This is a genomic window from Shewanella sediminis HAW-EB3 (assembly GCF_000018025.1).
GTDB lineage: Bacteria > Pseudomonadota > Gammaproteobacteria > Enterobacterales > Shewanellaceae > Shewanella > Shewanella sediminis.
In genome coordinates this window covers 1,072,297-1,085,603 of record NC_009831.1, presented here as the reverse complement: position 1 = coordinate 1,085,603, position 13,307 = coordinate 1,072,297, and the positions used below count along the sequence as shown (strand labels likewise).

The window sequence follows — 13,307 nt, the reverse complement described above, 5'->3', positions numbered from 1 at the left end:
ATTACTTTTTAGAAACCACCCCAGAGGAAGGCTATGGTGCCCGCAATCATGGCGTAGGCCAGGGCTACCGGCATAGTCTTACGGATAATTTCTGATTCTCTTCCCGCCATACCTACTACGGTAGCGGCGGCAACGACGTTCATCACACACATCATGTTACCGGCGTTAGCGCCAATTCCCTGTAGTGCCAGTACCATAGCTTGGTTCATGCCAATGCTGTCGGCGACGCTATACTGCAGGCCGGAGAACATCATGTTGGAGAAGGTGGCACTGCCTGACAGGAAGGCACCGAAGATACCGACGACAGGTGCAACCCAGGACCATACCGCGCCCATACTGCCAGCCAGGGTATCGGCTAGGGCGACTGGCATAGAAGCCAGCCCGGAACCGTTGGTGCCCGAGTTCAGGAAGATCTTAACCATAGGCACAGAAGCGCCCAGCGAAATGATGGTTGGAACCATAGAGCGGCACGATACCGTAACAGACTCTTTAATGGCTTTCTTATTCATTCTGAACAGGAAGAAACCCAAGATACACACGACGACGAAGAAGGCGCCTGGTGCATACAGGGTCTTGAATCCGGCACCCAACTCGGTACCCAGCAGGCCGGTCCACTTGACGTTGAAACTCAGCAACCATGATTTTAGCGGGCCAATAACACGAGATAGCACCAACAAGGCCGCCATGATGATATAGGGAGTCCAGGCGGCAAGCTGAGAGAACTGTGTTTTACCTTCAACCTTGCCAGCTCTATAGGATGGTGCTTCGGCAAAATCGTTCCAGGGAGTCTCAGGTAACAGGTAGCCTTTCTTGGCAACCGGGATAACGATAGCCATACCAACCAATGCACCGATAACCGATGGGAACTCGGGGCCGGCAACGAAGTTGATGATCCAGGCCGGTACGGTAAATGCCAGACCCGCAAACAGGGCAAACTTCCAGATGGCAAAGCCTTCGGCGAATGACTTGTTACGACCGAAGAAGCCGGTCAGTAAGGACACCATGACCAGCGGGATAAGCGTGCCGGTCACCATATCAATGGTGATCATATGCATAGCGATGAACTGAGCATAATCGGCAAAGTTGCCACCATGCTGAGCAATCTGTTCGGCGGCCATGTTAACTCCACCAGAAGTCAGTCCCTGCTCCATACCAAAGAGTACAGGCAGACCGATGGCACCGAATGATACAGAGGCTGAGTCGGCAATCAGGGCAACAACCGCTGCGGCAATGGGAGGAATACCCAGCAGTACCAGCAGAGGAGCGCCGATAGCAGCCGGTGTACCAAAGCCGGCACTACCTTCGATAAATGAGCCAAACAACCAACAGATAATGATGACCTGAACGCGGGCATCGGCACTGATATTAGTAAAACCTGCGCGAATGGTATCCATCGCGCCTGAATACTTAAGGGTATTAAGCAAGAACACGGCACCGAAGATGATACTCAATGGTGTCAGTGCGGCAAGTAATCCTTCGACGACGGATGCCGCCAAAAAGGTCGTATCCATCTGCCAGACAAACACGGCCGCCAGGCCGGTTAAAATTGCAGAGATGGGCATCGCCCGTGATGCGGGCATCTTCAGCAATACTAAAAATAGCATTACGCTGATCACCGGCGTTAAACTTGCGAGTAGTTGAATTAAGGTCATGCTTGCCTCTTATTATCCTGTTTTGTTACTTAGCGTTATTTCCAGACACTAACGGATTTGTTGACTCGTTTTTTATTGTCGTTTGCCTTGAGCGGTGACCTAAGATCAGATGCCCGGCAAACTTACTTGTTTATCTGAGGCTAATCATATGGCTTCGCGAGGGCATTTTTTATCCGTGTTTGCACCTAAGGCCACTAAGGGTTTACACGTAGAAGTACCGTTCCCCCCAAGTTCAGGCTTGCGCTTTTGAGGAAAGCGCACCGAGCAACTAGAGTTTTACCCCTACAATACAATAACTTGAAAAGAAACAACTAAGGTGTGAATAGCAAGTTGCAGAGCGTAACCCTAGAGGGTCGGCAATATGATTCAGATCAACTTTGTAACGATTAACCGTGAAGTGTGTTATTTATGAGTGTCGAATTGCGGTCGAGAGTTCACAAAATTACCCAGAAGCGAAAAATTAACATCATCCCATATGGGCAAAAAGTGGGACCAGAGCCAGACTATCTTCCACATTTTTTGATTACCCTCTCCTTTTTAGTGATTTTTGATGAGTCCGACTACATATTTTAAATATTTATGACTGTGAGCGCCTGATTAAGGTGCCGTGGCCAAGTTGAGTTATTTACCCTGTCTTTGATTTAATCCCCCTATATATGGGTATTTGTTGCTACTCGGTGGTTGATTAACTGTTAATATAACCTCCCAGTTTTGCAAAGGTCCTAATATAGAGAATAGAGGAGCAGTAATCAGCGATGAATATTAACCATAAGTTACAGCTAATCACCGTACTTCCACTCATTCTATCTCTGATACTGGTGCTGTTTGTGACTCAAATGCAGTACCGGGAGCTCTCCCAGCAGGTGGTCGACGTTTATCGGCAGAGTATTATTGATCACCGCAAAGAGGAGCTTAAAAATTATCTGGCGATCGCCAACGTGGCTATCCAGCATTTCAAGCAAAATCAGAACAATGACAGCCAAGCGCCTCAACAAACCCAGCAAGATGTTAAGTCTATGCTGTCCGATATGCGCTTCGGTAAAAACGGTTACTTCTTCGCCTACGATCTGAATGGTAAAAGCCTGGTCTTACCCGATCAGGAGTGGCGGGTCGGCAAAAACTGGCTGGACCTAACCGATGACAACGGGGTCCCCTTTATCCAGGAGTTAATCTCAGGAGCGAGAAAAGGCGGTGGTTACCTCACCTACCTGTTTAACCAGCCCTCCAATGACGGTCAACTGGGACAAAAACTTGCCTACGCCGAGGTATTGGGGCAGTGGGAGTGGATGTTTGGTACCGGCGTCTATATTGATGATATCGATGAGGAGGCGGCACTGTTAAGCACCTCTATGAGTCATCATATCCGCAACACCTCCATCATGACTCTGGTGATCGGTACCTTAGCGGTCAGCGCCGTATTTATCGGCGGCATCTTTATGCGTGTGGGTGAGAAACGGCTGGCAAATGCTAAACTAAGAACACTCAACGAACGAATTTATCAGACTCAGGAAGAGGAATGTAAGCGGGTTTCCAGAGAGCTGCACGATGGAGTTAGCCAAACTATTGCCGCGGCCCTTTTTGCTATGGAAACAGCACAGTTGAAAAAAGAATACGGCGGAGACTCCGGGCCGGAGCTGGAGAAGGCAATCACTATGACGCGGCAGATCATGCTCGATATCCGTAATATCTCGCACCAACTACACCCTAGCATCCTCGCAGACTACGGGCTGGGGGCGGCACTAAAAGAGTTGGGCAGTGAATTTTCCTTGCGTACCGGTATCAAAGTAAAGGTGCAACTACTATCGGTGCGCAAGCTTTTGTCAACCGAACTCAGTTGCGCACTTTATCGTATAGTGCAGGAATCACTGACCAATATTGAACGTCACTCGGGGGCAAAAAATGTGCTTATTTCGCAGACCCTCACCCCGGGATGGCTGACCCTGGAAGTTCATGATGATGGCCAGGGCTTTAACTATGAATGCTATGAGAAAAAATCGACCCCCTTTGAGGGAATAGGCCTGAGAAATATGAAGGAAAGACTGAGTTTTTATAATGGTGAGCTTAGGGTGGAATCAGCAATCGGCAAAGGAGTGACGTTGATAGCGCGTATTCCCCAAAGCGAGCTGCGTTATCAAGCCGATAGCACAACAGAGGTGGCATTATGATCCGCGTACTTTTGGTGGACGATCATCCCCTGTTTCGGGAAGGGTTACGGCATCGTCTGGACCTTGACTGCGACATAGAGGTACAAGCTGAAGCAGACAATGGCCTCCAGGCTCTGGAGATCCTAAAGGATACACAGATCGATCTGGTGTTGATGGATATTAATATGCCACAAATGGATGGCATGTATCTGCTTGAGCTGATTAAGGAGCAGGAGATGTCATGCAAGGTGGTGATGTTGAGCATGCATGACAACAAGGAATATATAGTGGCGGCAATGCGCCACGGTGCCGATGGCTATATTCTCAAGGATGTACCCGGTAAGGAACTCATTGAAGCGATTAAAAAAGTTGCCGCCGGTAAGCGCTATTTCAGTGCAGATGTCATAGACACCCTGTCACAGGAGCTCGCCAGTGGCAAACAAGTTCTGGTAACCCAGCGGGAACAGTTAGTTTTACGCTTGATATCGCTGGGGATGAATAATAAACGCATTGCGCAGGAGATGAATGTCAGTGTACGCACGGTCGAGACCCATAAGCGTAATATCAAACAGAAACTGGCTATAGACTGTACGGCCGGCCTGGTGCGTTATGCCATAGATCATGGCTTAGACAGGTAACACGGTTCACGCCCTGTTCTCATGGCCAACCTCTATTGAAAAAAATACCCGAAGCGGGGTCATGCTTCGGGGAAAACATGGCGAACCTGCCATGCTGTGGGAGTTAAGTAGGGGATGTTTTATCCTCATTTATGGTCAGAGGAACAAGGCCAACCATCCCACTGGATGACCTTTCGGAAGTTATTCTCTTGGGGGCTGATGGATGACAGCCAGTTTAAGTACTTTGTTTCCTGCCCTGCTTGCCTTATTGATAGGGGCAAGTGCGCGGACTTTCACAGGGAAAACCAGCGACATAAATTAGATTATGCCGCCCGCTATTAAAGTACGTACTTGGCCGAAAGCTGGATGTAATCAGAATCCGCAGTTTCAGTGGCTGATATATCAGCATCATAGTTACCGAATTCAACGCCCACGCTTAACTGCTTGCTAAGCTGCTGGATCAGGTTGATGCCGTAGTGGTTACGATCAGAGTCAGCACTCACACCATTGAAATCTTCTACTTCAGAGTGGCCGTAGTAAACGGTAGAGCGCAAATCGTCAGTCCAAAAATGGCGATAGGCAACGGTGTAAGCTTGCGTTGTCAGCAGATCACCACTGCCATCGGCATTAACCTTGTCGCCGGCGTTGTGACCTGGTGAAATATAACGACCCGCAGCGCCCGCGTTATAGGCGAAACGGAAATCATCTTTACCAAAGGTATTGATTTTACCGCTTATGCTGTAAGCCAACTGAGTGCCATCGGCATGACCAGCCACACCGTTGTCATCAAAGGTGCGAGCCAGCGCGGCAACGGCCACCTGACCAAAATCGCCTTTGAAAGTGTAACGAGCCACTACATCGGGGATACTCTGATTGTCATCGGTAGCGTTCGCCGGGTTTTCCAGCGCCAGTTCCAGCCCGCCATTGGTGTAACGTATCTGGCCTTGACGAATGAACACCTGACCTACGTGCGCTCCACCAAAGTCCAGCGCCTCGGCGATAGAGGCCAGTGGCATAAAGGTTGACCAAGTCTGGCCGACTTTCCAGTTCTTGTAAGAGATAAAAGCATGACGCATACGCGGCTCGTATGAGTTAGAAACTAATGCGTTACCGTCACTACCATAGAAATCATACTCGAGAAATCCCGCTAACTCGCCATTGGAGTACTTAACATTGAAGCGCGACTCTCTGGCCTGAATGCTGGTTTTATTGGTATCTGGCACGCCTGTACTGGAACCAATCCAGAAGTCTCGGTAAGCTTGGTCGCCGCTGACATTACGCAAGTCGGCTTTGAAGTAGCCACCGAAAGTTAACTTCGAGGTGTCATCAATTTGGACTTCGTAGCCGGCGAAAGAAGGTGCTGAGAAAAATGTAGCTACCACTAACGCTGTTTTAGTTATTCTGTTCATCAAGCTGCCTTTTGGGATCTGTTAATTTTTTGGTTGTTGCTTGCATGAAACGGTCACCAAAGATCCGTGCCAGCAAACTTATTGTTTATCCGCGGCTAACCATATGGGTTTATGGAGGGTGGGGTTATCGGTGTTTGCACCTAAGGCTGCTAAGGGTTTGCACGTAGAAATACCGATTTGGTCGGCTTCAACCTTACGATTTTTCAGAAAATATATTGGAGGGATATTATTTTTAACATTTAAATACATGCAGTTACAAAACGGTTAACCCCATGTGTCAGACCTGGTTACGAATGATAATTTCAGGCGAGTACCAATATGATGCAGATCAAGTTTATAACGATTAATTGTTAAATCTGTTATCGAAGAGTACCGAGAGGTGGCCGCAATATAGCCAAGTGACACTGAAGCTGAAATTCATACCGCAATAGATAGAATGATTTATCAGACCAGGAAAATCGAAAAGAAGGGAGCACCAAGCACCATAGCGATACCGGTAAAGATCATAGTCAGACTGGCAACCACCCCCTCCTCTTTACCAAACTCACTGGCTTTTGCGGCTCCCGCGCCATGTGCCGCGGCTCCGAGTGCTGCGCCTATAGCTAAAGGTGAATTTATTTTCGCCAGCTTAAACAAAGGCTCGCATACCAACATACCGATAATCCCCGTGAGCAGTACCAACATGGCGGTCAACTCTGGTACCCCGCCAAATGCAGACGTGGCTTCCATGGCAAACGGCGTCGACACCGAGCGCACTAAGGTACTTTGGGACAACTCTGGCGGCAGTGAAAATATCTGCATCAATCCCCATGATGAGAGGAGCCCTAACAACAGACCTGTCACCACGCCAATGCCAATCGTTAACGGATAGCTGAAAATCAATTTTCGTTCTCTATATATAGGCACAGAGAATGCGATGGTCGCAGGAGCCAACAGGGCCACCAGCCAATGAGTATATTCAAAATAGGCAGGCAGAGGGATTTTCAGACTAACCACAAACAGAACAATAACCACAGGTACAATCAAGATGGGGGCTAACCACCATACCCTCTTTTTCAGGTACAGCTGTTTAATCAAAAAGTAGCAAGAGAGTGTAAAGACCAAGCTGATCGCCGCTAACATTGACTGGGACATCTATATTACCTCTATCGCTTTTGCTGCATTAAGGCGTTTACTGTTCATCTTAGTTTCAAACCTGAAGACCCTATCGACCACAAATCCGGTACCGAGTAATACACAGACACTGCCAATCACTAATGTGAGCATCAAAGGAGCCGAGTATTGCTCGAATAGGCTTTCATACTTAATAATTGAGATAACAGGAGGAATGAAAAATAGCAGTAACTCACCCGTTAACCATCCCGCGCCAAGTTTGACCGACTTCTCAGGTACCAGCTTTAACCCCATTAACAATAACAGGATAGCGAGCCCCAACACGCTGCCAGGAACAGGAAGTTCCAAATAAACCGAGACCTGCTCCATCCCCCAGGCTAACAGACAAAATAGTCCGATCTGGATCAGTAATTGAAGAACCCCATAACACTTTTTAGTACGTTCAGCTGTCAACAAAGTAAAACCTAAACCTGAAACCTATGCGATAAACAGAGTTTACGCTTGCTAAAAAGATAAAAAAAATGAATATTAAGAATAGAAAGCATAACCAAAGGTAATACAAATGGATCTCAGAGTGATTGGCTACTTCATCGACATCGTCGATTCTGGCGGCTTTGCAAAAGCCTCTGAAAAAATCCATATCACTCAACCCGCACTCTCTAAGGCGATCATTGGGCTCGAGCATGAGTTGGACTTAACCTTGATCGAGCGAGGTAAACGCGGCACCCAACTCAAGCTGACATCCGCAGGTGAAGTGGTCTATCGCCACGGTATCGAGCTCTTAGCTGGAAGACATAGGATGCTCAATGAGCTGGCCTCTCAACGGGATTTAACCTCGGGAGAGCTAAGGCTTGGTCTGGCTCCGCTTGGCAGCGCCGAGCTTTTTGCTCCCGTGATAGCCAAGTTCAAAGACAGTTACCCTAAGATTGAGATGAATCTGTTCGTACGGGGAGGAGTCGAGCAAACCCTCGCGCTTCAAAAAGGAGAGATTGAGCTGGCAACGGGGATAATCTCATTCGACAAAGAGTTCGACGGGATCAGAATCCACGAAGACCCTATGGTCGTCGTCCTGCCCAAGAATAATCTCCTGGCTCACGAAGCCTCCCTTCAGCTTTGCCAAATATCCGACATAGCCCAGATCATGTTCGAACATGATTTTGCCCTTTATGGTCAGGTATTCGACGCCTGTGAGAAAGCGGGCTTCACCCCAAAAAATATCACCCGTGTGAGTCACCCCGATTTTGGTATCGCTTTGGTGGCTGCCGGAGCCGGCACTATGGTGCTTCCCAAGCTGATAGCCGAACGACATAGCGTAAGCGGTGTTGTCCATGTGCCATTGAAAAGCTCCGAGCTGTATTGGGAACTATCCCTATACTGGCAAAAAGGAAAGCAGCTCTCATTCGCAGCCCAAGCTATGCTTAACATGGTGAAAGAGCGGTTTGGTACCCACAAACAAAGCGCTGAAACCTGATAAGCATCGGCTGCTCCGAATGTAGATGACCGAGCAAAATGCCTGACCAATGCCGGGATGGATATCAGCTTCTGAACTTCTGGAATCCGGACACAATCAACAGGGCCAATGCTCCGGCTATGACGCCAAACACCGTATTTAGCAGGCTCGGTGTGATAAAGGCCAGTGTCGGCCCCACTGCGGCTAACTGCTCGACCCACTGGGCAATCGATTCAATCTGCACACTCACGGCATGTAGACCGTGGGTAAGAATCCCCCCTCCCACCATAAACATGGCGATAGTGCCGACTATGGTGAGGCCTCTCATCAGGTGAGGAGCCGCGTTCACAAGCCCACCGCCGAACCAGCGACCGAAACGGGTCAGCAAGCCAGAACCTTGTCTTTGACTAAGATAAAGCCCGGCATCATCTAACTTCACAATACCGGCGACCAAACCATATACACCTATGGTCATCACTAATGCGATAGCAGAGAGGGTAAATACCTGAGTCGTAAAACTACTCTCGGCAACGACCCCCAAGGTAATGGCGATTATCTCGGCCGACAGAACAAAGTCGGTCCGAATCGCCCCCTTGATCTTCTGCTGCTCATAAGCCTTAATGTCATCAATTTCGGGTAACACCTCTTCATCAGAGTGCTCTCCTGACTGCTTAGCTTTCCTCTTTGCATAACTGTGATGCAGCTTCTCGAACCCTTCGAAACAGAGAAAAAGGCCACCAAACATCAATAGAGGGATAATAGCCCAGGGGATAAAGGCACTGATAAGCAGCGCCGCCGGTACTAAGATACATTTATTACGTAGCGAGCCTAGGGCGACGGCCCAGACAACGGGTAACTCTCTATCGGCATTAACGCCCGACACCTGCTGGGCATTGAGTGCGAGATCATCACCTAACACACCGGCCGTTTTTCGTGCTGCAATCTTACTCATTACCGCGACATCATCCAGGATAGATGCGATATCATCCAACAATGACAACAGGCTAGCTCCAGCCATAAATATTCTCCAGATTCCCTTTCCCACAAGCAGACATATCAGAATAACTCTGACTGGGTCTAAATCTACTCCTGCAATCTTTTTTTTGCCACCGTCTTTGGCCTATAGTTAAATTTATAGAGTGCGTGACATTTTACTCCTACTTCCACGGTCTATTAGGTGAATGCAAATTAGCATTACCCACTGATGTATTAAAATGGACTGTTAATCATAAGGATAACCAATGAAATCTCTCGACTTACTCCGCTCTTTATACTCTATGGCATCCGTTGTTGAAGCAAGAGATGCCTACACAGGTGGTCATTGCTGGCGCGTCGCTCAACTCAGTGAACTGGTGGCCATTGAGATGAATCTGGATGAAAGAACCCGTCTGCGTATAGGTTTAGCCGGTTTCCTGCACGACTTAGGGAAAGTGGGGGTTCCCGATGCCATCTTGAATAAGACAGGAAAACTCACCGATGACGAATATGAGGTCATTAAAACTCATCCGAGTATCGCAGCCGAAGTGCTCAAACATCACCCCTTGGGAGATTTAGCGATTAACGGCGCTCTCGCCCACCATGAAAGACCCGATGGTAAAGGTTATCCCAACGGTCTGAGTGAAACTCAAATTCATTTAGATGCCAGTATTATTTCGGTTACCGACGCCTTCGATGCCATGACCTCTTACCGCCCCTACCGCAATGGGATGGGGGTCGATAAGGCTCTCGACATATTGCAGCAACACAGTGGATCTCAGTTCAATAGCAATGTGGTTGAACATTTCTGCTCCATCGATAGGCACGATATCGATGCCATAGTGTTACATAGCGATCACCATACTCCCATGCAGGTCTGCCCTAATTGCGGCCCGGTTGTCGTGGTCTACAAGGAGATGGAGCAAGGCGATATGACCTGCTGCCGTAATTGTGGCGGAGAGTTCAGCTTGTTTATCGAACAGGGTGTCAGAAGCCTCAAGCCAACAGGTGGGGTCGCCACTCCCGAACAGTTACAGCCGACAGCCGATCATAAACTGATTAGTCGTCTCGCCCACCGCGCCCTCCCCCTACTTAAAAAGGATCTGACCTGGTGGCAGAAGTTGGTAGGAACCGCAGGTAGCTCTAGTTAGCTTGCCATTGAGGAATACCGCTTCTCAAAAAAGCCGACCTGGTGGCTACAAACATGCAGGCACCGCCGGTAGCTCTAGTTAACCGAGTTAGCTCGAAAATGAGGGATTAGCACTGCAGTTTCAACCAAGTGAGCGTATAATAACGTCAGAATTTTTGAATATACTCCTTACAGGACGCTACCATGACACAAGATGAGATGAAAAAAGCCGCGGGTTGGGCTGCACTGGAATATGTCGAGAAAGACAGTATCGTAGGTGTAGGAACAGGCTCTACCGTGAACCACTTTATCGATGCCCTGGCAACGATGAAAGCCGATATCGATGGTGCAGTATCAAGCTCTGAAGCTTCTACCGAGAAGATGAAAGCATTAGGGATCCCGGTTTACGATCTCAACTCAGTCGACGAACTATCTGTCTATGTCGATGGCGCCGATGAGATCAACGCTCATATGGATATGATCAAGGGTGGCGGAGCTGCATTGACACGTGAAAAGATCGTCGCAGCAGTTGCAGACAAGTTTATCTGTATCGTCGATAACACTAAAGAGGTGGATGTTCTGGGTGAGTTCCCACTGCCGGTAGAAGTTATCCCTATGGCGCGCTCTTATGTTGCTCGTCAATTGGTAAAACTTGGCGGCGATCCTGTCTACCGTGAAGGTGTTGTCACAGATAACGGCAACGTTATCTTAGATGTGTACAACATGAAGATAATGAACCCTAAAGAACTTGAAGAGCAGATCAACGCCATCGTCGGTGTTGTCACTAACGGACTATTTGCCATGCGTGGCGCAGATGTACTGCTAGTGGGTTCTCCTGAAGGAGTTAAAACAGTTAAATAGACCGTTTTATTGCTTCTCAGAAGTGACTAGATTTTTAGGTACTAGAGCCTAGGAACTTGTTTAGCTAAGCCACCCTTTCGGGTGGCTTTTTTGTACATGGACTGTGTTTACTTGTCGGATAACAAGTTTCAAATATCTTTTTAGATTGGGTTCATTGGGCAGGTTTTGCTATTTGGTTGGCTCTCTGAAACCAAGGCTTCAATTTAATCTATAGCCTGCGGCTCGCCTAATGTGCAAACACTTCTGCGACACGCCGCAAGCACAATCCCTGTGGGCTCTGCGACATCATCCCTGATGTCGAAGGTCACAGCCGCGTTTACACCTGAATGTTCTTCTCTTCGAATTTGGTTTTGTGGAATTCTCAAGCTAACTCATTTCAGGACACCAATGAGCTAGAGATTTGACTCTAGTTTATGAAGTTTTGATCAGGAAAGCATGGCAATCGGATATGAGGTAACGCCGCATTAAGGTGTGAGCAACGCTGCCACCTAGCCTAAACCATTGCACCGTAAACACAAAACCCAACCTTGAACTGAAAGTGCCAAGCGTTGGGAGTCACTCTTAATTGCTTTATTAGAATTACCTTGTTAACGCTCTTATTTGAATTAAGTACTTTTCACCAAACGAAGTAAGCGCCCAATAAGTATTTTTATCTGCTACAGCCCTTTTTTTCTGACCGGTTATCATCAGCCCGAGAGCTTGAAATTGAACATGAATTTGATCTATTAATACAAAAGGTAAAACAATATCTTCATATTTTACTAAGTCTTTAAGTTCTTTAGGGATTGCATGATAATAAGCCAGCTTGATTTTTTCAGCTAATTCTTCTTTCGTGCACTCCCCAGACAAAACTGTACCACAATAGGAAAAAAGCTTATCCCAAGTAACTCCTAAATTAACAGACTCCCTTTCTTTCCTAGTTTTATCCGTGAATAAACCGAATGGAAAAGAATAAATATCACTACCACTTTCCAATTCATCAAAGTTAGCAGGTTTGGGGTCTTTAGATATCATCAGCTCCATTTCAAGCTCGGAAACTTTACTTCTCATTTTTTCCATCTCAGCTAACATTTTTTGATCCGCTGCATATCGACCTGGCACCCAACCATCAGAAGGGTGTTTCTTCTTTAGCTGGATAAGACTTCTGGATACTTTTCCTCCTAAATCATGAGCGGACACCCAAAATTTACAATGCTTTTCTTGTGCTTTACTCCGAAATAAATTTAAACGTTCTTTAGCTAGCTCTGAGGTTTCTACTTTACTTACTTTAAGTTCTTCAATACTTTCATGTACAAAACACATTACGGGTTTGCCTTGAAGAATGGCATAATCGAATTCCATTTCGGTATATCCAATACCTTCAACATTTACTGAACCATATTTTCCAGCGATGATTAACAAATAATAATCGCAATCATCAATAACTTCTTTTATTAAAGACCATGCATCTTCATCAGTGGCAGGAAACAACTCCATCCCTGCTGGAATACAATCTAGCTCCAATAAGGCATGAATAACTTCTTTACGCTCTTCGACTAAATCTTTATAGGTCGATGACACAAAAACTTGATGTTTCCTTTCCACGTTTAAACTCCTTAATTAAATTAGACAAGTAACTCTAACAGCTTATTCAATCGCAGCACGATAACGTTCTTGGCTGCTTGCTCAGTTAGCTAAAACTATCATCTACAACCCATTGCTGCAAAAGGATTATTATGCTCTTCGTGGAGAAAAACACTCAAAACTGTTCGGTATAAAGATGCGTGGGGTTTATGAGGCCTACATAAGACTTTACTGAATTTCACAGTAAGCTGATATTTAGCGGATAAAGCCTAATCTAAGAGAGAAACTTTTCTTTGAATATCCAGGTGTGGATGCGTCTGAGGGTATCGAAAACAGGGCCGAAAATGTTCCAGACATTTTTCGGCATTCCCTACGTCCCTGTAGGTCAGATGTT

At 47.0% G+C, this 13,307-nt stretch carries 12 protein-coding genes; 5 read left to right on the top strand and 7 right to left on the bottom strand.

Annotated features, from left to right (window positions below; all coding sequences use genetic code 11):
• Nucleotides 1-8: 8 nt before the first annotated feature.
• Complete coding sequence (locus SSED_RS04670) at nucleotides 9-1,652, bottom strand: L-lactate permease (RefSeq protein WP_012141254.1); 1,644 nt, start codon at nucleotides 1,650-1,652, stop codon at nucleotides 9-11.
• Between the two features lie 755 nt (nucleotides 1,653-2,407).
• On the opposite strand from SSED_RS04670, the gene SSED_RS04665 reads away from it, so the two are divergent.
• Nucleotides 2,408-3,817 carry a cache domain-containing protein gene (locus tag SSED_RS04665; RefSeq protein ID WP_012141253.1) on the top strand — a complete coding sequence of 470 codons (1,410 nt, stop codon included), beginning with the start codon at nucleotides 2,408-2,410 and terminating at the stop codon, nucleotides 3,815-3,817.
• Nucleotides 3,814-4,434, top strand: coding sequence for a response regulator (locus tag SSED_RS04660; RefSeq protein ID WP_012141252.1), 621 nt, complete (start codon nucleotides 3,814-3,816; stop codon nucleotides 4,432-4,434). The genes SSED_RS04665 and SSED_RS04660 overlap by 4 nt, the downstream gene beginning before the upstream one ends.
• 317 nt (nucleotides 4,435-4,751) lie before the next feature.
• Here the strand turns inward: SSED_RS04660 and SSED_RS04655 are convergent, their stop codons facing one another.
• The 3 genes from SSED_RS04655 to SSED_RS24810 all read right to left on the bottom strand — a co-directional run bounded on the left by SSED_RS04655 (nucleotide 4,752) and on the right by SSED_RS24810 (nucleotide 7,391).
• Nucleotides 4,752-5,822 (bottom strand): DcaP family trimeric outer membrane transporter, encoded by a 1,071-nt coding sequence (locus tag SSED_RS04655; RefSeq protein WP_012141251.1) that lies wholly within the window; start codon nucleotides 5,820-5,822, stop codon nucleotides 4,752-4,754.
• 444 nt (nucleotides 5,823-6,266) lie between these two features.
• Nucleotides 6,267-6,956 carry an LrgB family protein gene (locus SSED_RS04650; RefSeq protein WP_012141250.1) on the bottom strand — a complete coding sequence of 230 codons (690 nt, stop codon included), beginning with the start codon at nucleotides 6,954-6,956 and terminating at the stop codon, nucleotides 6,267-6,269.
• Entirely contained in the window at nucleotides 6,957-7,391 is a 435-nt protein-coding gene (locus tag SSED_RS24810; protein ID WP_012141249.1) for a CidA/LrgA family protein, read from the bottom strand. It abuts the gene before it with no gap.
• 106 nt (nucleotides 7,392-7,497) lie between these two features.
• Between SSED_RS24810 and SSED_RS04640 the strand changes: the two genes are divergently transcribed.
• Nucleotides 7,498-8,406, top strand: coding sequence for a LysR family transcriptional regulator (locus tag SSED_RS04640; protein WP_012141248.1), 909 nt, complete (start codon nucleotides 7,498-7,500; stop codon nucleotides 8,404-8,406).
• Nucleotides 8,407-8,470: 64 nt separating this feature from the next.
• Here the strand turns inward: SSED_RS04640 and SSED_RS04635 are convergent, their stop codons facing one another.
• Entirely contained in the window at nucleotides 8,471-9,403 is a 933-nt protein-coding gene (locus SSED_RS04635; protein ID WP_012141247.1) for a DUF808 domain-containing protein, read from the bottom strand.
• A gap of 223 nt (nucleotides 9,404-9,626) precedes the next feature.
• On the opposite strand from SSED_RS04635, the gene SSED_RS04630 reads away from it, so the two are divergent.
• The gene (locus SSED_RS04630; protein WP_012141246.1) at nucleotides 9,627-10,511 is read left to right on the top strand and encodes an HD-GYP domain-containing protein; all 885 of its coding nucleotides are present in this window, start codon (nucleotides 9,627-9,629) and stop codon (nucleotides 10,509-10,511) included.
• 182 nt (nucleotides 10,512-10,693) lie between these two features.
• Nucleotides 10,694-11,350 carry a ribose-5-phosphate isomerase RpiA gene (rpiA, locus tag SSED_RS04625; protein ID WP_012141245.1) on the top strand — a complete coding sequence of 219 codons (657 nt, stop codon included), beginning with the start codon at nucleotides 10,694-10,696 and terminating at the stop codon, nucleotides 11,348-11,350.
• A gap of 203 nt (nucleotides 11,351-11,553) precedes the next feature.
• Here the strand turns inward: rpiA and SSED_RS24805 are convergent, their stop codons facing one another.
• Complete coding sequence (locus SSED_RS24805; protein ID WP_185826767.1) at nucleotides 11,554-11,715, bottom strand: hypothetical protein; 162 nt, start codon at nucleotides 11,713-11,715, stop codon at nucleotides 11,554-11,556.
• A 214-nt stretch (nucleotides 11,716-11,929) separates the two neighbouring features.
• Nucleotides 11,930-12,934, bottom strand: coding sequence for a DUF4062 domain-containing protein (locus SSED_RS04620; protein ID WP_012141244.1), 1,005 nt, complete (start codon nucleotides 12,932-12,934; stop codon nucleotides 11,930-11,932).
• Nucleotides 12,935-13,307: the final 373 nt, after the last annotated feature.

Excerpts from the sequence above, each read along its gene's own strand:
- SSED_RS04670 (WP_012141254.1), bottom strand. The coding sequence starts at position 1,652 with ATGACCTTAATTCAACTACTCGCAAGTTTAACGCCGGTGATCAGCGTA.
- SSED_RS04640 (WP_012141248.1), top strand. The coding sequence starts at position 7,498 with ATGGATCTCAGAGTGATTGGCTACTTCATCGACATCGTCGATTCTGGC.
- rpiA (WP_012141245.1), top strand. The coding sequence starts at position 10,694 with ATGACACAAGATGAGATGAAAAAAGCCGCGGGTTGGGCTGCACTGGAA.
- SSED_RS04630 (WP_012141246.1), top strand. The coding sequence starts at position 9,627 with ATGAAATCTCTCGACTTACTCCGCTCTTTATACTCTATGGCATCCGTT.
- SSED_RS04660 (WP_012141252.1), top strand. The coding sequence starts at position 3,814 with ATGATCCGCGTACTTTTGGTGGACGATCATCCCCTGTTTCGGGAAGGG.
- SSED_RS04650 (WP_012141250.1), bottom strand. The coding sequence starts at position 6,956 with ATGTCCCAGTCAATGTTAGCGGCGATCAGCTTGGTCTTTACACTCTCT.
- SSED_RS04655 (WP_012141251.1), bottom strand. The coding sequence starts at position 5,822 with ATGAACAGAATAACTAAAACAGCGTTAGTGGTAGCTACATTTTTCTCA.
- SSED_RS04635 (WP_012141247.1), bottom strand. The coding sequence starts at position 9,403 with ATGGCTGGAGCTAGCCTGTTGTCATTGTTGGATGATATCGCATCTATC.
- SSED_RS04665 (WP_012141253.1), top strand. The coding sequence starts at position 2,408 with ATGAATATTAACCATAAGTTACAGCTAATCACCGTACTTCCACTCATT.